The organism is Desnuesiella massiliensis, assembly GCF_001403615.1.
GTDB lineage: Bacteria > Bacillota > Clostridia > Clostridiales > Clostridiaceae > Desnuesiella > Desnuesiella massiliensis.
In genome coordinates this window covers 792747-810646 of record NZ_LN879456.1, presented here as the reverse complement: position 1 = coordinate 810646, position 17900 = coordinate 792747, and the positions used below count along the sequence as shown (strand labels likewise).

General features: G+C 30.7%; 19 protein-coding genes. 18 read left to right on the top strand and 1 reads right to left on the bottom strand.

Going from position 1 to position 17900, the window contains the following annotated elements; genetic code table 11:
- Nucleotides 1–34 precede the first annotated feature (34 nt).
- The 15 genes from acpP (at nucleotide 35) to BN2665_RS14600 (ending at nucleotide 13254) form a co-directional block, all read left to right on the top strand.
- Entirely contained in the window at nucleotides 35–268 is a 234-nt protein-coding gene (acpP, locus tag BN2665_RS14670; protein WP_055667848.1) for an acyl carrier protein, read from the top strand.
- A gap of 162 nt (nucleotides 269–430) precedes the next feature.
- On the top strand, nucleotides 431–1135 hold the full coding sequence (rnc, locus tag BN2665_RS14665) for a ribonuclease III (protein WP_055667847.1): 705 nt from the start codon (nucleotides 431–433) through the stop codon (nucleotides 1133–1135).
- Nucleotides 1128–2189: an elongator complex protein 3 gene (locus BN2665_RS14660; RefSeq protein WP_055667846.1), complete on the top strand. Its 1062-nt coding sequence runs from the start codon at nucleotides 1128–1130 to the stop codon at nucleotides 2187–2189. The genes rnc and BN2665_RS14660 overlap by 8 nt, the downstream gene beginning before the upstream one ends.
- A 107-nt stretch (nucleotides 2190–2296) precedes the next feature.
- Nucleotides 2297–2557, top strand: a complete 261-nt coding sequence (locus BN2665_RS14655) for a stage V sporulation protein S (RefSeq protein ID WP_021655065.1) — start codon at nucleotides 2297–2299, stop codon at nucleotides 2555–2557.
- Between the two features lie 322 nt (nucleotides 2558–2879).
- A complete protein-coding gene (gene smc / locus BN2665_RS14650; RefSeq protein ID WP_055667845.1) occupies nucleotides 2880–6437 on the top strand; it encodes a chromosome segregation protein SMC in 3558 nt (1185 codons plus the stop codon).
- A gap of 18 nt (nucleotides 6438–6455) precedes the next feature.
- Complete coding sequence (gene ftsY / locus BN2665_RS14645; RefSeq protein ID WP_055667844.1) at nucleotides 6456–7370, top strand: signal recognition particle-docking protein FtsY; 915 nt, start codon at nucleotides 6456–6458, stop codon at nucleotides 7368–7370.
- Between the two features lie 73 nt (nucleotides 7371–7443).
- Nucleotides 7444–7791, top strand: a complete 348-nt coding sequence (locus BN2665_RS14640) for a putative DNA-binding protein (RefSeq protein ID WP_055667843.1) — start codon at nucleotides 7444–7446, stop codon at nucleotides 7789–7791.
- An 18-nt stretch (nucleotides 7792–7809) separates the two neighbouring features.
- Nucleotides 7810–9162: a signal recognition particle protein gene (gene ffh / locus BN2665_RS14635; protein WP_055667842.1), complete on the top strand. Its 1353-nt coding sequence runs from the start codon at nucleotides 7810–7812 to the stop codon at nucleotides 9160–9162.
- A 28-nt stretch (nucleotides 9163–9190) separates the two neighbouring features.
- Nucleotides 9191–9448: a 30S ribosomal protein S16 gene (rpsP, locus tag BN2665_RS14630; RefSeq protein ID WP_055667841.1), complete on the top strand. Its 258-nt coding sequence runs from the start codon at nucleotides 9191–9193 to the stop codon at nucleotides 9446–9448.
- Nucleotides 9449–9506: 58 nt separating this feature from the next.
- Nucleotides 9507–9734, top strand: a complete 228-nt coding sequence (locus tag BN2665_RS14625; protein WP_055667840.1) for a KH domain-containing protein — start codon at nucleotides 9507–9509, stop codon at nucleotides 9732–9734.
- A 62-nt stretch (nucleotides 9735–9796) separates the two neighbouring features.
- Nucleotides 9797–10294 (top strand): ribosome maturation factor RimM, encoded by a 498-nt coding sequence (gene rimM, locus BN2665_RS14620; RefSeq protein ID WP_055667839.1) that lies wholly within the window; start codon nucleotides 9797–9799, stop codon nucleotides 10292–10294.
- Nucleotides 10284–10994, top strand: coding sequence for a tRNA (guanosine(37)-N1)-methyltransferase TrmD (trmD, locus tag BN2665_RS14615; protein WP_055667838.1), 711 nt, complete (start codon nucleotides 10284–10286; stop codon nucleotides 10992–10994). Before rimM ends, trmD begins: the two co-directional genes overlap by 11 nt.
- Before the next feature lie 120 nt (nucleotides 10995–11114).
- Entirely contained in the window at nucleotides 11115–11459 is a 345-nt protein-coding gene (gene rplS, locus BN2665_RS14610; protein WP_055667837.1) for a 50S ribosomal protein L19, read from the top strand.
- A 109-nt stretch (nucleotides 11460–11568) separates the two neighbouring features.
- Nucleotides 11569–12411 carry a ribosome biogenesis GTPase YlqF gene (gene ylqF / locus BN2665_RS14605; protein ID WP_055667836.1) on the top strand — a complete coding sequence of 281 codons (843 nt, stop codon included), beginning with the start codon at nucleotides 11569–11571 and terminating at the stop codon, nucleotides 12409–12411.
- A gap of 18 nt (nucleotides 12412–12429) precedes the next feature.
- Nucleotides 12430–13254 carry a ribonuclease HII gene (locus tag BN2665_RS14600; protein WP_423229859.1) on the top strand — a complete coding sequence of 275 codons (825 nt, stop codon included), beginning with the start codon at nucleotides 12430–12432 and terminating at the stop codon, nucleotides 13252–13254.
- A 99-nt stretch (nucleotides 13255–13353) separates the two neighbouring features.
- Here BN2665_RS14600 and BN2665_RS14595 read toward each other — a convergent pair whose 3' ends face one another.
- A complete protein-coding gene (locus tag BN2665_RS14595) occupies nucleotides 13354–13722 on the bottom strand; it encodes a YraN family protein (protein WP_055667834.1) in 369 nt (122 codons plus the stop codon).
- 164 nt (nucleotides 13723–13886) lie between these two features.
- On the opposite strand from BN2665_RS14595, the gene BN2665_RS14590 reads away from it, so the two are divergent.
- The 3 genes from BN2665_RS14590 to dprA all read left to right on the top strand — a co-directional run bounded on the left by BN2665_RS14590 (nucleotide 13887) and on the right by dprA (nucleotide 17881).
- Nucleotides 13887–15134: an MFS transporter gene (locus tag BN2665_RS14590; RefSeq protein ID WP_055667833.1), complete on the top strand. Its 1248-nt coding sequence runs from the start codon at nucleotides 13887–13889 to the stop codon at nucleotides 15132–15134.
- A 47-nt stretch (nucleotides 15135–15181) separates the two neighbouring features.
- Complete coding sequence (locus BN2665_RS14585; RefSeq protein WP_055667832.1) at nucleotides 15182–16711, top strand: YifB family Mg chelatase-like AAA ATPase; 1530 nt, start codon at nucleotides 15182–15184, stop codon at nucleotides 16709–16711.
- A gap of 108 nt (nucleotides 16712–16819) precedes the next feature.
- Complete coding sequence (gene dprA, locus BN2665_RS14580; protein WP_055667831.1) at nucleotides 16820–17881, top strand: DNA-processing protein DprA; 1062 nt, start codon at nucleotides 16820–16822, stop codon at nucleotides 17879–17881.
- The last annotated feature ends 19 nt before the right edge of the window (nucleotides 17882–17900 follow it).

Genomic DNA, 17900 nt, shown 5'->3' with positions numbered 1-17900 from the left:
ATCTAATTATAGAATTACTGGAGGAGGTGAAATCATGATTTTTGAAAAAGTAAAGGCTATAATTGCTGATAAATTAAGTATTGAGGAAGATGAAATTACAATGGAATCATCCTTTATTGAAGATTTAGGTGCTGATTCACTTGATATAGTTGAATTAATAATGGCTTTGGAAGATGAATTTGAATTAGAAATTCCTGATGAGGAAGCAGAAAATATTACTACAGTGGCAGATGTTGTAGAATATATAAGAGAACATAGTGAAGATTAATTTAAAGTCCCGTAAAGCCGGGGCTTTAAATTTGCTCTTTTACGTTTTATAAAATAAAGTTTATTCTTGAATTTGTTTAATTTATTGTAGTTTAAAATCCTTTAAAATATTTTTACCTAAGCTTTAGCAAATTGAAGAATAAACTTCTAGGGAGTTGGAGGAATGAGTAAAGAAAAGTTTTATATTGATGAGCTAGAAAAGACATTGAAGATAACCTTTAAGAATAAAAAATTATTAGAGGCAGCTCTAACTCATAGTTCTTTTGCTAATCAATATAAGAATGTAGAATTTAATGAGAGACTTGAATTTTTAGGAGATTCTGTATTACAGCTTTGTATTACGGAATACTTGTTTAATAACTATAAAGAAAAAACAGAAGGAGAATTAACCAAAAAAAGAGCTCTAATCGTATGTGAGAACTCCTTATATGAGATAGCTAAGAAATTGAACTTAGGAAATTATATAAAAATGAGCAAAGGTGAAGAATTAACAGGAGGCAGGCATAGGGTATCTATACAAGCAGATTGTGTGGAGGCTATATTAGCAGCCATATACCTAGATAAAGATATAAATTGTGTGAAAGACTTTATTATAAATAATTTTAAAGATATCATAGATAAAGCTATGAAAGATGAGATTGTTTTAGATTATAAAACAAAGCTTCAAGAGATACTCCAAAAGAATGGAGAGATAGATATAGCTTATGAGCTAGTGAAGTATGAAGGTCCCCCCCATAGAAGAAAATTCTTTACTAAAGTTTTAATCGATAACAAGGTTATGGGTGAAGGAGAAGGGTACAGCAAGAAAGAATCAGAACAAAACTGTGCTAAAGAAGCTATTTCTAAATTGGAGGATGAAGATGAGTAAAAGACATTATATAATACCGATTTTTGTACCTCATGAGGGTTGTCCTCACAATTGCGTCTTTTGTAACCAAAATAGGATATCGGGAGAAGAAGAAAGAGTGACAAAGGATCAGGTTATAAATACTATTGAAGAATATCTAAGTACTATGGATAGGCAAAATTCTACTATAGAGATTTCTTTTTTTGGAGGTACCTTTACTGCTATTAATATAGATAAGCAAAATGAATTATTGAGTATTGCACAGTCCTATAAACAAAGAGGACTCATAGATTATATTAGACTTTCTACTAGGCCTGATTATATTGATGATTTCATTCTTTCAAATCTAAAAAAACATTCTGTAGATATAATAGAACTTGGTATTCAATCTATGGATTCAGAGGTATTAAATAAATCTGGAAGAGGACATAGTGAAGAACAGGTATATGGAGCCTCACAGTTAATAAAACAATATAATTTTGTGTTAGGACATCAAATTATGGTAGGGCTACCTGGGGATAGTTATGAAAAGGATATTGAAACTACTAAGAAAGTTATATCTATGAAGCCAGATATATGTAGAATCTATCCTGCATTAGTTATTAAGGATACACCCATGGAAATAATGTATAAAAAAGGAGACTATAAGCCCTATGATTTAGATCAGGCTCTTTATATCTGTAAAATTATATATGGGATGCTGATTTCTAGGGATATTAAAGTAATCAGAGTGGGACTTCAAACCACAGATAATATAAACGAGGGAAAAGACATAATTGCAGGACCCTTTCATCCCGCATTTAGAGAATTAATGGAGAGTATACTATATAACGAGATAATAGTGAAAAACGTAGAAAAAGATTCTGATAAGGTAGAAATAATAATTAACCCTAAAAATCTTTCTAAACTTTATTCAAATAGAAAGAAATATTTTTACGACATGGTTAAACAAATAAATGCACAAAGTGTTAAAATAACCGTATCTGATTATGCATCAATAGATATTATTCAAATTGTTCAAGGTGATAAATGTTGCCAGGTGTCGATAAATGAATATTTAAAGAAAAATTATTAAGAAGGATATTTTTAACTTCCATAGAATATTAGTTATAGTGAAAATACCCAAAATTATCTTGATTTTACCAATATGTTATTTCAAACTTTGTAGGGAGGAATTTATTTATGGAAGTATTAAAAGTATCAGCTCAATCTCAGCCAAAATCAGTTGCAGGCGCATTAGCAGCAGTATTAAGAGAAAATTCAGCTGCAGAGGTTCAAGCAGTAGGTGCTGGAGCAGTAAACCAAGCTGTTAAAGCTATTGCTATTACAAGAGGCTTTGTGGCACCTAATGGAATAGATTTGGTAGTAGTGCCAGCCTTTTCAGAAATTACTATTGAAGGAGAAGAGAGAACCGCTATTAAGTTTATAGTTGAGCCAAGATAATGGATATTTAACATAAGTAAGCAGCTTTATAATTAGGATATAAAGAAGTTCAGTTGTTTTATTAAGTTTATTAACTATAGACCTTAGTACCTTATGGTATTAAAGGTCTTTTTACGTTAAAATTTAAATATTAACTGATAAATCTGCAGGTTGATATTTTTAAAATTTTACTATAAACTAATATAAGTAAAAGAAGGGGTGTTTTTATATGAAAATAAGCACAAGAAAAAAAATAAGCAAAATATTAGTATATCTGTTAATAGTTGCCTTCGTACTAAGCTTATTACCTACAGTATTTAGAGTATAAGGAGAAGAAGTCTTTATGTTTTTAAAATCAATAGAGATTAGAGGGTTTAAATCTTTTGCAGATAAAACTGAACTTACATTTAAAAAAGGTGTTACAGCTGTTGTTGGTCCCAATGGAAGCGGTAAAAGCAATATTTCTGATGCTATAAGATGGGTATTAGGAGAGCAAAGCGTAAAGTCTTTAAGAGGCGGTAAGATGGAAGATGTAATCTTCGCTGGTACTCAGTTTAGAAAGCCCGTAGGTTTAGCTCAGGTTTCACTTACTCTAGATAATGCCTCTAAGGAGCTTCCTATTGATTATAGTGATGTAACAATTAGTAGAAGATTATACAGATCAGGGGAAAGTGAATATTATATAAATAATACGCCTTGTAGATTAAGAGATATTCATGAGCTTTTTATGGATACTGGTATAGGGAAAGAAGGTTATTCTATTATAGGACAGGGTAAAATAGATGCCATACTAAGTGGTAAACCTGAAGAAAGAAGAGCTTTACTAGAAGAAGCTGCCGGCATTGTAAAATTTAAAACTAGGAAGGAAGAGGCTGAAAAAAAATTAGATGCTTCTGAACAGAATCTAATAAGAATAACGGATATTCTAGCTACCTACGAAGAGAGAATAGAACCTTTAAGATTAGAAAATGAGAAGGCAGAAAAATTTATTGAACTTTCTAATGAGTTAAAAGGTACGGAAGTATCATTAATAATTAATTCTATAAAGAATTTAGATAACAGTTTGTTAAATAATAAGAATCAATTGGAGCATCTAAAAAAAGAAACGGAAGATTTATTTTTGGAGATTTCTACAAAAAAGCAATCTATGGAAGACTTAAAGAATCAGCTAGAATTCCAAGAACAACAAGATAATAAAAATAAAAGCATTTATTATGAAAGCAAAGAGAAAATTCAAAATTTAATGTCTGAGGTCCAAATATTATCGGATAGAATTAATAACTTGAAACAAAATATTAAAGATTCCACAGAAATCTTAAAAAATTATAATGATAAGCTTAAAAAACTGCAAGAATTAAAAAATACTAATGAGGTTGAGACAAAATCATATCAGCAGGAACAAGGGTGTATTAATAAGGATATACATGAAATAGAGCATAAAATTAAATTTCAGAATGATAGAGTTGTAGATTTAGAGAATGAAGTTTCTAAAAGGCGAGATAATGAAATTGAAATACTGAGAAGTATTTCTGAAATAAAAAATAACAAATCCATTATAGAGAATGACATAGAGTCACTAAAGTCCAAAGTTAATCAACTAAGTTCTTCTTGTGAGAATTATAAAAACTCATTAAAAATTAATGAAGCTACCGTTAAAATGTTAAATGTAGAAATAAATAAACTTTCAGAAGAAATAGAATCCTTTAATGACAATATCAAAAGTAATAAAAAAAATATGGCTGCTTTACAAGAGGATATAAATAGTAAAGAGAAAAACTTAAAAAATGAAACCTATAATTTAAATAAATTAGAAGCTAATCATAATATGCTAAGTAATTTAGAAAAGCAATATGAAGGCTATAACCGTTCAGTAAAAAGTCTAATGCAACATATGGAAAAAGGATATTTAAAATTAGGCAAAGAGGATTGTTTTGTTCTAGGAGAAATAGTAACGGTTAAGGAAAAGCTAGAGATAGCTATTGAGGTGGCTTTAGGCAATGCTATTTCTGATATAATTACTGTAAATGAAACAGTAGCAAAAGAATGCATAGAATATTTAAAGAAAAATAATATGGGAAGGGCCACTTTCTTACCTTTAAATATTATAAAAGCAAAAAAAATAGAAGTATCCAATAGCATTAAGAATTTAAATGGTTTTGTTGGCATTGCCAGTGAGTTAGTAAGCTTTGATAAAAAATTTACGTCAGCTATAGACTATGTATTAGGAAGAACATTAATTTGTGACAATATGAATAATGCACTAACTGTGGCAAAGAAGATAGATTATTCCTATAGAATAGTTACTTTAGATGGACAGATTGTAAATCCTGGAGGAGCTTTAACGGGAGGAAGCAGTTATACCAAAAATATAAGCATAATAGGAAGAAAAAGAGAGATAGAGGAAACTGGTAAAAATATTATTTCATTAAAAGATAAAATAGGCTCATTAAATTTAGATTTATCTAATTGCAAGGATACTTACAAAAAGCTTGATGAGGAATGTTTAAATTTAAGAGATCAAGTTCATTTTAATAATATAGAGATAACAAAACTTCAAAGCAAAATATCCTCTATAGAAATTGAAAATAATAAACTTAATAAAAATCTTGAAACTTCTGAAAATGAAATTGAAGCTATTAATATTAAAATTAGTAATAATTTAAATATTATAAGGGTCAAAGTAGAGGAGATTGAAGGTTTAATAGGAGAAGAAAGTGAAAATAAAAATCGCAGTAGGGAAATAGAAGTAGAGTTAAAAAATATTCAAGAAGCTATAAAGTTTGAAAAGGAAAACTTACTGCAGTTAAAAATTAAGAAAGCTCAAGTAGATGAAACTGTATCAAATAGAATACGGGATTTAGAAAGGATATCTAATGAGCTAGAAGAGATTTTTACCTCAATTTCAACTACAGAAGAAAAAAATAATGCTGACATGTCTATGATAGAAGAATATACTATTAAAATAAAATCCAATGAAGAAGAAATGAAAAACATTGAAAAATTTATTGAAGACATAAAAATTAGTTTTGAAAAAAATGAGGTTATAAGGATAGCTTTGAAAGAAAGCGTAAAGAGCTTAGATAATGAAATTGAAAACTTGAGCTTGACTTCCCAGAAGAAGGATGAGGAGCTGCATAAACTCAATATTTTAAATACAAGATATGAACTGGAGAAGGAAAATAACTATGTTAAGCTAAATGAAGAGATTGGATTAACCTTTGCAGAGGCATTAGAGCTCGCTAAGCCTGTAGATAATCCAGATAAGCTTAGGCAGTATATTTCTTTACTAAAATCACAGATAAGTGCACTAGGCACTGTAAATCTAGGAGCTATAGAGGAATATAAAGAGGTTAAGGAAAAATATTATTTTATGTCTGCACAAAAGGAAGATCTTGAAAAGGCTAAGGAAGAGTTACTAGGTGTTATTGAGGAAATGACCGATAAGATGAAAAGAGTATTTAATGAAAACTTCAAGATACTTAGAGAGTACTTCAATGATACTTTTAAAGAATTATTTAAAGGAGGAAGTGCTGATTTAATTCTTTCTCAGGGAGATGAGTTAACTGCCAATATTGAAATAAATGTGCAGCCCCCTGGTAAAAAGCTTCAAAATATAAATTTGATGTCTGGTGGAGAAAAAGTTCTATCAGCTATAGCGTTGTTATTTGCTATATTAAAGATGAAGCCAACGCCCTTTTGCATACTGGATGAGATTGAGGCAGCACTAGATGATGCTAATGTATTTAGATATGCAGAATTTTTAAAGAAATTTTCTTCTAATATTCAATTTATTATAATCACTCATAGAAAAGGTACTATGGAAGCTAGTGATGTGTTATATGGAGTCACCATGGAAGAAAAAGGTGTTTCTAAAATAGTCTCTGTAGATCTTAGCGCTTAACATAAAGGGAGGTAAAAAATGTTTGGAGGATTATTTGAAAAATTAAAAAGTGGATTAGCAAAAACTAGAGATAATTTAACTGATAAGGTAAATGAAATTTTAAATTTAGCAGTTACCATTGATGAAGACCTCTATGAGGAGTTAGAGGAAATGCTGATAACCTCAGATATTGGAGTAGAGACCTCCATGGAAATCATTGAAGGATTGAGAAAGAAAATAAGAGAAGAAAAGATTAATGATCCATCTAAAATCAAGCCTGTATTAAAAAGTGTAATTACTGAAATGATGAAGGAAAATGAAAAAATTAATGAGAGAGAAGTAACCTTTCCTAAGGTTATGCTAATTATTGGAGTGAATGGTGTGGGGAAGACCACATCTATAGGTAAGATGGCTTCAAAATACAAGCAGGAGGGCCATAAGGTTCTATTAGCCGCAGCAGATACCTTTAGAGCGGCAGCCATAGATCAGTTAGAGGTATGGAGTAATAGAGCTAGCGTAGATATAGTTAGACATCAAGAGGGTTCAGACCCTGCTGCGGTGGTTTTTGATGCTATTCAAGCTTCAAAGGCTAGAAAGATAGATGTACTAATCTGCGATACTGCTGGAAGACTTCATAACAAAAAAAATCTTATGGATGAGCTAGGTAAGATTAATAGAATAATTGACAAAGAATATAATGAGGTTAAAAAGGAGACTCTTTTAGTCTTAGACGCAACTACAGGTCAAAATGCAGTGATTCAAGCAAAGCAATTTATGGAGGTATGTCCTGTAGATGGTATAATTTTAACTAAATTAGATGGCACAGCAAAAGGTGGAGTGGTTATATCTATTAACAAAGAGCTTAAAATTCCTGTAAAGTATATTGGAGTGGGAGAAGCTATTGAAGATTTACAGGAGTTTAATGCAGAAGAATTTGTTGAAGCACTTTTTTAAAAGTGTTAAGTAAAATTACTTGACAGGCTAAATTTTATTTGGTATTATAATTTTTGTAAGTCAGGTGATGATTATGGAAGAAAGAATTGAAATTTCTATTCTCCTTGATTATTATGGAGAATTACTTACTGATAAACAAATAGAAATAATGAATATGTATTATAATGAAGATCTATCTCTTGCTGAAATTGCTGAAATAAATAATACTAGTAGGCAGGCTATACATGATACTATTAAGCGATGTGGTAAAACACTTGCTTCCTATGAGTCAAAATTAAATTTATATAAAAAAGATTGTGAGTTTAATTTAATGAGGCATAGTCTATTAGAACGATTAACTAAGATAGATAGATCAAGTTTAGATAGTAAGAACAGAGATATAATAAATGACATAGAAAGTATATTAAATAAAGATATTTAATCATTTAGGAGGGTTAGCATGGCTTTCGAGGGATTAGCATCCAAACTTCAGGAAACCTTAAAAAAGTTAAAAGGCAAGGGAAAGCTTTCAGAAAAAGATATAAAAGAAGCCATGAGAGAAGTAAAGTTAGCGCTTCTAGAAGCAGACGTTAATTATAAGGTTGTAAAAGGCTTTATCAATAATGTAAGCGAAAAATGTGTGGGAAAAGAAGTGCTTGAGAGTTTGACCCCTGGTCAACAAGTCATAAAAATTGTAAATGATGAGCTAACTTCCCTTATGGGAGTGTCAGAAAGCAAACTAAACTTTTCAGATAGTGGTCTAACAGTTATTATGCTTACAGGATTGCAGGGAGCTGGAAAAACCACTATGGGAGGTAAATTAGCGCTGCAGTTAAGAAAGAAAAATAAAAAGCCGCTATTAGTAGCAGCAGATATATATAGGCCAGCGGCTATAAAGCAATTACAAGTGGTAGGGAAACAAATTGATGTACCTGTTTTTTCAATGGGAGATAAGGTGAGCCCTGTAGATATAGCTAAGGCATCCATTGAGCATGCAAAAAATGTAGGATGCAATGTAGTTATAATCGACACCGCAGGACGTTTACACATTGACGAAGAGCTTATGGAGGAATTGAGGAACATAAAAAGTTCCGTAAACCCTGAGGAAATTTTGCTGGTGGTTGATTCCATGACCGGTCAAGATGCCGTAAATGTAGCAGAAACCTTTAATAATGCTTTAGATGTAACAGGGGTTATTTTAACAAAATTAGATGGTGACACAAGAGGCGGAGCCGCTTTGTCTATAAGAGAAATCACAAAAAAGCCTATAAAGTTTGTAGGACTAGGCGAGAAAATGAGCGATTTAGAAGTATTCCACCCAGAGAGAATGGCTTCTAGAATTCTTGGTATGGGGGATATATTGTCTCTTATTGAGAAAGCTCAGCAAGCTATAGATGAAAAAGAAGCAAAAGAGCTAGGAAGCAGAATGCTTAACCAAGAGTTTAATTTTGAAGATTTTTTAGCGGCTATGAGCCAAATGAAAAAACTAGGACCTCTTAATAAGCTGTTAGAAATGTTTCCAGGAGGGAATTCCAAGGAGCTACAGGGTTTAGATCTAAGTCAAGGAGAAAAAGAACTATCCAAGACTGAAGCAATAATAAATTCTATGACCTTAAAGGAAAGAAGAAATCCTGCTCTTATAAGCGGATCTCCTTCAAGAAAACGTAGAATTGCTTTAGGTTCAGGCTGTAGTATACAAGATATTAATAAGTTAATGAAGAGTTTTGAAGGCATGAAAAAAATGATGAAACAGATGAAGGGTCTTCAAAAGAATAACAAAAAAGGTTTATTTGGAAAATTTCCATTTATGTAATAATAATTTTTTAAAGGAGGTGAAATAAATGGCAGTAAGAATAAGACTAAGAAGAATGGGTGCTAAGAAAGCTCCTTTCTACAGAGTTGTTGTAGCTGATTCAAGAAGTCCAAGAGACGGAAGATTCATAGAAGAAATAGGATACTACAATCCAGTAGCTGAGCCAGCTGTTATAAAAATAGATGAAGAAAAAGCAGCTAAATGGATGCAGAATGGAGCCCAACCATCAGATATAGTTAAAAAGCTTTTCGTTAAAGCTGGAGTATCTGAAAAACTTTCAAAGTAATATTGGGAGGTGAGTCTGCTGGAAGGCTAATATGTTTTAGTCCTTAAGCAGAAGGATTATGAAGGAATTAGTAGAAATAATAGCTAAGTCATTAGTAGATAATCCAGATTTAGTTCAAGTAAATGAAATTGCTGGAGAGCAGTCCATAATACTTGAGCTAAAAGTTGCTCCAGAAGATATGGGCAAGGTAATTGGTAAGCAAGGTAGAATTGCTAAAGCCATAAGAACTGTAGTAAAAGCGGCAGCAATTAAAGAAAATAAAAGAGTTGTTGTTGAAATACTTTAGTACATAGAGTTAGGAAACTTCCTAGCTCTTTTTAATTAAAATAATATAATGGTGGTGACATTATGAAAGAGTTTTTGACTGTTGGCCAAATAGTAAAGACTCATGGAGTTAAAGGTGAAGTTAAAGTATATCCACTAACTGATGACGTAAAGAGATTTAGAAAGCTAAAGAAGGTTTATATTGATGATGTCGAAAAAAATATTACTTGGTGTAAGCTTCAAGCAGATAGGGTTATATTAAAGATTGAGGGTATAGATACTGTAGAAGATGCTGAAAAATATAAAAACAAGTACATAAGAATAAATAGAGAAGACGCAGTAAAATTGCCTAAGGATTCCTATTTTATAACTGACCTAATAGGATGTACTGTAGTAGATTCTAATGGAAAAGATCTTGGTAAGGTGTTTGATGTAATAAAAACAGGAAGTAATGATGTATATTGGATAAAAAGTCCTAAGGAACTTCTTATCCCAGCATTAAAGGATATAGTTTTAAGTGTTGATGTGGAGAGTCAAAGTATAGTTATCAAACCTGTGGGAGAATGGCAAGATGAAGATTGATATTTTGACATTATTTCCTGAAATGTTTGATGTTTTTAATTATAGCATTATCGGAAAAGCCCAGAAAAATAATTTAGTTCAAATATCTCTTCATAATATAAGAGACTACTCATTGAACAAACATAAGAAAGTAGATGATTATCCCTATGGAGGAGGAGCTGGTATGGTGCTTTGCCCTCAGCCCATAGTGGATGCTATAAAAAGTATAAAAACAAATAATGAGGGCTTGGTGGTTTTCTTAGGACCAAGAGGAGAAACCTTTAATCAACAAAGAGCTAAAGAATTAAGTAAACATAAAGAGATCATATTTCTATGTGGTCATTATGAGGGCATAGATGAAAGAATTTATGATTATATAGATTTGGAGCTGTCTTTAGGTGATTTTGTTTTAACAGGGGGAGAAATGGCTTGTATACCTATGGTAGATAGTATTTGTAGGCTTATTCCTGGAGTGCTTTCCAGTGAAGAGAGTTTTACAGAAGAATCTTTTTATAGTGGATTATTAGAGTACCCTCAATACACAAGGCCTGAGGTTTTTGAGAATAGAAGAGTACCTGAGGTCTTACTTTCTGGTCATCACGAAAACGTGAGAAAATGGAGAAAGCAACAGTCTTTAAAGATTACTAAAGAAAGAAGATTGGATTTGTTTTCAAAATATACCTTAACAGAAGAAGACAAAAAATTGCTAAAAAATAAGTAAATAATAAATTTTTTATTGAATTAGTATAATAAATATGATAAAATATCATTTGTGCTAGTACGGGCGTTCCTCTATCATACTTTTGGTAAGAACGTCAATTTAATCGAGGAGGGAATGCACATGAACGAATTATTAAGAGCTATAGAAGCTGAACAAATCAGAAATGATTTACCTCAATTTAATGTTGGAGATACTGTAAAAGTACACGTTAAAGTTAAAGAAGGTAACAGAGAAAGAATTCAAGTTTTTGAAGGTACTGTTATTAAAAGACAAAACGGTGGATTAAGAGAAACTTTCACAGTAAGAAGAATAGCTTACAATGTTGGAGTTGAAAGAACTTTCCCAGTAAACGCGCCAATCATTGAAAAAATTGAAGTAACAAGAAGAGGTAAGGTAAGAAGAGCTAAATTATTCTACTTAAGAGATAGAGTAGGTAAGGCTGCTAAGGTTAAGGAATTAATCTAATATAACCTTACATAGAATTGAATTTAAATCCATTTATGTGGATGAAAACGGGGACTTTCTAAGTCCCATTTTTTATTATATAGGAAATTATTAAGAAGAGGTGATAGCCTTGAGTATAAATTGGTTTCCAGGTCATATGACTAAAACGAGAAGGGAAATAAAAGAAAGCTTAAAATTAGTTGATCTAGTTATTGAAATTAGAGATGCTAGAATAGTAAAGTCTAGTGCTAATCCAGAAATTGAATCTATCTGTAAGGATAAGCCAAGGATAATCTTACTAAATAAAAGTGATTTAAGTGAGCAAAGTATTACGAAAGCATGGATAAATAATTTAACTAATGAAAACATAAGGGTGCTTCAGATAAATAGCCTAAATGGAGAGGGTTTAAAAGATATTAAACCAATGATTGAAGATTTGCTTAGAGAAAAGATAGATAGATGGAAAGCAAAAGGACTGAAAAACTTTGTGATAAGAGGGATGGTAGTAGGTATCCCTAATGTAGGAAAATCTTCTTTTATAAATAAGATGGCTAAAAATAATATTGCTAAAACTGGAGATAGGCCTGGGGTTACTAAGAGTAAACAATGGATAAAGACAAAACTAGGTATAGAATTATTAGATACACCAGGAATTTTATGGCCAAAATTTGAAGATGAAGAGGTTGCTTTAAATTTAGCTTTTACTGGAGCTATTAAAGATGAAATAATGAATACTGAGGATCTTGCTTTGAAGTTAGTGGAGAGACTTCAAAAGGATTATGGCGACAGGATAAAAGAAAGATATAAAATAGACGACTTAGATGAAGAACCAATAAATAATTTGGACTTAATTGCTAAAAAAAGAGGTGCTATAGCTTCAGGAGGCAGTATTGACTATAATAGAGTATCTATCATGCTATTAGATGAGTTTAGAGGCGGAAAATTAGGAAAAATTTCTTTAGAAAAGCCTTAAGTTATTAGGAGGAAGATCTTGACTGATTCAGTGATAAAATTAAAGAATTTAGTTACTAAAGATAATAGTTTTAATGATATTAAAACTATTTTTGCAGGCTTAGATTTGTTTAATATTAATGAAGAAGAACTAATGGTAGCTTTAGATACCCTAAATAGGGATGCAAGAAAGAATGTAAATAGTTTAGGAGATAGAATTAAAAAAAGATATGAAAAAATTCAAATGGAAAAACATAGAGTAAGAAATATGTACTCCTTTGATAGAAGCTATTTAACCCAGGGGTTTTTGGCAGGAGTTGACGAGGTGGGAAGAGGTCCTTTAGCAGGCCCTATTGTAGGTGCTGCAGTGATTTTAAGCTTAGAGGATAAAGAAGATATTATCTGGGAGATAAATGATTCAAAAGCTCTTAGCCATGAAAAAAGAGAAGAACTAGCAAAAATTATAGAAAAAAAGGCATTAAGCATAAATATTTCTATATATAGTAATGATGACATAGATAAAAAGGGAATTTCTTATTGCAATAATCAAGTTTTAAAAGAAGCTAGTGAAAACTTAAAAGTTAAACCTAGCATTATTTTATCAGACGGTTATGCTATTAGAGGATCAAATATACATAACGAATTTGTAATTAAAGGAGATTCTAAGAGTGCTAGTATAGCATGTGCCTCTATAATTGCTAAGGTTTATAGAGATAACTTAATGAAAGTTTTTGGCGATGAATTTCCTCAATATGATTTTGAAAATAATGTGGGATATGGCACACAAAAACATGTAGAAGCTATAAAAACTTATGGAATAACCAAGATACATAGAAAAAGCTTTTTAAAAAGCATTTTAGAGTAGTATTTAATAGAGTTTTCATTAGCCTAAGGATATAGTGTATTTTATCTATATCCCTAGGCTATTTTATTTAATAAAAGTTAATTATTTTATTTATGATGTCTAAAGTCTAAAAGCATCTTGAAGTAAGTTTATTTTATAATTATGAATATCTTTTAAGAAGGTTATTTCAATAACATCATATCTTATGAAAAAGTTAAATAATCTATTTTTTTGTAAATAAAGTTTTGAGGCTTTAATAATTCTATTCTTTTTAATATAATTAATAGATTCTAAAGGTTTGCCAAAATAAGAGCTTAATCTACTTTTAACTTCAATGAATGCTAAAACTTCTCCTTGCTTTGCAATAATATCAATTTCTCCTACTGCGCATTTATAATTTTTATCTAGTACCTCATATCCTTTATGTAATATATGTTCTATAGCCAAACTCTCCCCGTATGTGCCCAAATCTCTATTATATTTTTTCATAAAACCCTCCTGTATAATAATATTCTTGACTTAAGGATAAAATATGATACAGATTTTAAGGCATAATAAATCACTTTTATTTAAAAAGTTAAGTTTATGTAAATTAAATATGATATATTATAAAGAGATTATTAAAAATGTGTTAAATAATAGGGGGAATTATTTTGAACTTGAAAAGTGTAAAATACAAAATGAACGATGCGTTTCCAGCTTTAACACATAGTAATTTTAGGTATTTTTGGACGGGACAATGTATTTCTTTAATTGGAAGCTGGATGCAGAATACAACTCAAGGGTGGCTTGTATTAAAAATTACACAAGAAAATTCATCCTTTCTACTAGGGCTAGTAAACGCAGTACAATTTACTCCCATCATGATTTTTTCTCTTTTTGCTGGAGTTATTATAGATAAACTCCCTAAAAAAAAGATACTGTTATTTACTCAAACCTCACTTATGATCATAGCTATCATTCAGAGCCTTTTGGTATGGACAAATTCCATTAAATATTGGCACCTAATTATTTTATCCTTATGTATTGGTATAATAAACACTATAGATCTTCCTACCAGGCAGTCTTTCGTAATTGAGATGGTAGGAAAAAAAGATTTAATGAATGCTATTGCTTTAAATTCCTCAATCTTTAATGCAGCTAGAGTGTTGGGGCCATCAATAGCTGGGGTGGTAATAGCATATTTTGGAATGGAATTTTGTTTCTTTGTAAATGCTATAAGTTTTATTCCTGTAATTTATGGCATTACTAAGATTAAAATAGAGAATAAAAATACGATTTTACAAAAGAAAAATGTATTTTTTGAGATAAAAGAGGGATTAACTTATATATCTAAGAGTTTTACTTTGATCAGTACTCTTACCCTAATAACCGTTCTTGGTATATTTGCTTTTAACTATAACATATTAATACCAGTTTTTTCAGTTAATGTTTTAGGACTATCTAGCAAAGAATATGGGCTTTTAATGTCTAGTTTAGGTATTGGTTCTTTAATTGGAGCACTTTCCATGGCTACTAAAAGTAAAAATGGTCCTAAAAAATTAATATTGTACATAAGCTCCTTTATGGTGTGCATATTACTTATGGTTATAGGTTTAACTAAAGTTTATTATACTACAGCTATTTTTTTGGCTATAATAGGAGCCTTTAACGTTATTTTTTCTACTACAGCAAACTCTACCATTCAACTTAATGCAAAAGATGAGTTTAGAGGCAGGGTAATGAGTGTGTACACTTTACTTTTTGCAGGGGTAACTCCTTTTGGTAGTCTTTTTACTGGCTTTATTGCAGAAAGCTTCGGAGCAGCAAAAGGTTTTATCTATAGTGGGATGTTAGCTTTGTTTTTGGTAATAAATATAATTTTGGTTCAGACTTATTTTTCTAAGAAAAGAAAGCTTTAATTATATTATATATTTTTATTGTCAATAATCTTTAATGAGGTGATAATATGACAATAAAAATAAAAAGTGCTACCTTTACTGGTATAAATGGATTTATTATAAATGTTGAAGTACATATATCTAGAGGACTACCTAGCTTTAGTATAGTTGGACTTCCTAATGCCTCTGTTAAAGAGTCAAAAGAGAGAGTAAGATCTGCTATTATTAATTCTGGTTATGAATTTCCTCTGGGAAGAATAACAGTGAATTTAGCCCCAGCAGATATTAGAAAAGAAGGGGCTCTCTTAGATTTACCAATAGCTATAGGTATATTAATGGCCTCAAATCAAATACAAATAGATGAATTAGACAGTTTCTTATTTATAGGAGAACTATCCTTAAATGGAGAAATAAAGCCAATAAAGGGTATTCTTCCAGTACTAATTGAAGCAGCCAATGAAAAAATTAAAAACTTGGTATTTCCATTAGAAAACATTAAGGAAGCTTCTTTGGTTAAAAATTGCTATTTATATCCTTTTGCTGACTTAAAAGAAGTAGTTTCATTTATATTATATAAAGACGTTTTACCTCATAGCAAAAGATACTTTAAGGATAATTGTAAACTCCAGTATAAGATTGATTTTTCAGAGGTGAATGGTCAACAAAGCTCTAAGAGAGCCTTAGAAGTAGCCGCTGCTGGGGGACATAATATAATACTCTACGGACCGCCAGGCTCAGGAAAGACCATGCTAGCTAATAGGTTAGCTACTATATTACCTTCTCTTACCTATGAAGAAGCTATTGAAGTAACCAAGATATATAGTGCTTCTGGATATTTAGACGGCAGCGAGCTTTTTAATCAGAGACCTTTTAGAAATCCTCATCATACAAGTTCAAAGACAGCATTAATTGGAGGAGGAAATGAGTTAAGAGCCGGAGAGATAACCTTAGCACATAACGGAGTATTGTTCTTAGATGAAATACTAGAGTTTAAAAAGCCGGTGTTAGAGGTTTTAAGACAACCTTTAGAGGATAAAAAAATTAAGATAAGTAGGGCTACAGGAAGTGTAGTTTATCCTGCTAATTTTATGCTAGTTGGAGCCCTTAATCCCTGTCCCTGCGGAAACTTTATGAACAATTCTAATATTAGAAATTGTATTTGTTCAGAATATGATAGGAGAAAGTACTTGAGTAAATTATCAGGACCTTTATTAGATAGAATTGATTTATTTTCTTATGTCCCCTCTATGACTTACAATGATTTTAATGATACTAAAGTTAAAGAATCTTCAAAAGAAGTACGAAATAGAGTAGAACAAGCAAGAACTATACAAAGATATCGCTATAAGAAAGAAGGTATCTACTGTAATAGTCAAATGACAAAAACCATGCTAAAGAAATATTGCAATTTAAATCAAAGCTGTAATAATTTAATGGAGAGGATATATAATAAATTTGAAATAAGCCCTAGAGTTTATGATAAAATACTTAAGTTAGCTAGAACTATTGCAGACTTAAACAATAGTGATTATATATATGAGCAGCATTTAATCGAAGCTATAAACTATAGAAAATTTATGGATAAAGAAATTATATAATTTTTAGAGAAAAGAATATTTATTCTTTTCTCTTTTTTAGTATAGTCATAGTATTTAGTGGATATAATTTTTAAATAATATTTAAAATATAAATATAAGGAGAGTTTTATGAATAACTATGAACTTTGGTTTATACTGAGTAATATACCCAATAAATTAAAAATAGAATTATTAAATTTATATGAAACTGAACATAATATATGGGAACACTGCATAAAAAATGATAAACTATTAGAAGTAAAGCCAGAATATAGTAATAAACTAAAGTGCTGTTGGAGTGAAGGTAACATAGAAAAATTTAATAACTTTATGGTAAAAAATAAAATAAACTTATGTAGATATGGAGATAAAGATTATCCAAAGGCTCTATTAGACATAGATGAGCCTCCCTTCAATTTATTCTATAAGGGTGATCTGGAGTGGATTAGCAAGAATAATATTGTAGCTATAGTAGGATCAAGGAATTGTACACCTTATGGAGTAGAAATGACAAAATTAATAGTTAAAGATCTATGCAAAAAAGGCATAGGCATAATAAGTGGAGGGGCTAGAGGTATAGATACTGTGGCTCATAAGGAAGCCTTAAACAATGATGGAAAAACCGTTTCAGTTCTAGGAAATGGCATTGATATAGTATATCCAAGAGAAAATTATAATTTATTCAATTTAATTAGTAATAAAGGGTGTTTAATGTCTGAATTTTTGCCTGGAACGCCTCCTAATAGCTATAATTTCCCTAGAAGAAATAGAATAATTAGTGCCTTAAGTGATTTAGTAATAGTTATTGAGGCTGGTGAAAAGAGTGGAAGTTTAATTACTGCAAACTGTGCTTTAAATCAAGGAAAAGATGTGGCAGTAGTTCCAGGAGCTATGCTATGGAAACAAAGTAAGGGATGTAACAAGCTCATAAAGGATGGAGCAACTCCTATCACAGATATGGGGGATATATATGAGCTGTTAAAGCTAAACTGGTCAAACAGCATTAAAGTTCATACAAATGAGATAAAAAATAATATTTTAAATAGAATTAGTGATACACCAATGCATATAGATGATATTATAAAACATACTAATATTGACATAAGGGCATTATATGAGTTATTATTTGAAATGCAACTGGAAGATGAAATAATTTGTCTTCCAGGTAATTTTTATGTTAAAGTGTGCTAATTATTTATATATTTAAGGG

Bases quoted from the DNA above. Each gene is read 5' to 3' on its own strand.
- trmD (WP_055667838.1), top strand. From the start codon at position 10,284: ATGAAGATTGATATTTTGACATTATTTCCTGAAATGTTTGATGTTTTT.
- rnc (WP_055667847.1), top strand. From the start codon at position 431: ATGAGTAAAGAAAAGTTTTATATTGATGAGCTAGAAAAGACATTGAAG.
- BN2665_RS14585 (WP_055667832.1), top strand. From the start codon at position 15,182: ATGACAATAAAAATAAAAAGTGCTACCTTTACTGGTATAAATGGATTT.
- rimM (WP_055667839.1), top strand. From the start codon at position 9,797: ATGAAAGAGTTTTTGACTGTTGGCCAAATAGTAAAGACTCATGGAGTT.
- smc (WP_055667845.1), top strand. From the start codon at position 2,880: ATGTTTTTAAAATCAATAGAGATTAGAGGGTTTAAATCTTTTGCAGAT.
- dprA (WP_055667831.1), top strand. From the start codon at position 16,820: ATGAATAACTATGAACTTTGGTTTATACTGAGTAATATACCCAATAAA.
- rpsP (WP_055667841.1), top strand. From the start codon at position 9,191: ATGGCAGTAAGAATAAGACTAAGAAGAATGGGTGCTAAGAAAGCTCCT.
- BN2665_RS14640 (WP_055667843.1), top strand. From the start codon at position 7,444: ATGGAAGAAAGAATTGAAATTTCTATTCTCCTTGATTATTATGGAGAA.
- ftsY (WP_055667844.1), top strand. From the start codon at position 6,456: ATGTTTGGAGGATTATTTGAAAAATTAAAAAGTGGATTAGCAAAAACT.
- rplS (WP_055667837.1), top strand. From the start codon at position 11,115: ATGAACGAATTATTAAGAGCTATAGAAGCTGAACAAATCAGAAATGAT.
- acpP (WP_055667848.1), top strand. From the start codon at position 35: ATGATTTTTGAAAAAGTAAAGGCTATAATTGCTGATAAATTAAGTATT.
- BN2665_RS14625 (WP_055667840.1), top strand. From the start codon at position 9,507: ATGAAGGAATTAGTAGAAATAATAGCTAAGTCATTAGTAGATAATCCA.
- BN2665_RS14595 (WP_055667834.1), bottom strand. From the start codon at position 13,722: ATGAAAAAATATAATAGAGATTTGGGCACATACGGGGAGAGTTTGGCT.
- BN2665_RS14660 (WP_055667846.1), top strand. From the start codon at position 1,128: ATGAGTAAAAGACATTATATAATACCGATTTTTGTACCTCATGAGGGT.
- BN2665_RS14655 (WP_021655065.1), top strand. From the start codon at position 2,297: ATGGAAGTATTAAAAGTATCAGCTCAATCTCAGCCAAAATCAGTTGCA.
- ffh (WP_055667842.1), top strand. From the start codon at position 7,810: ATGGCTTTCGAGGGATTAGCATCCAAACTTCAGGAAACCTTAAAAAAG.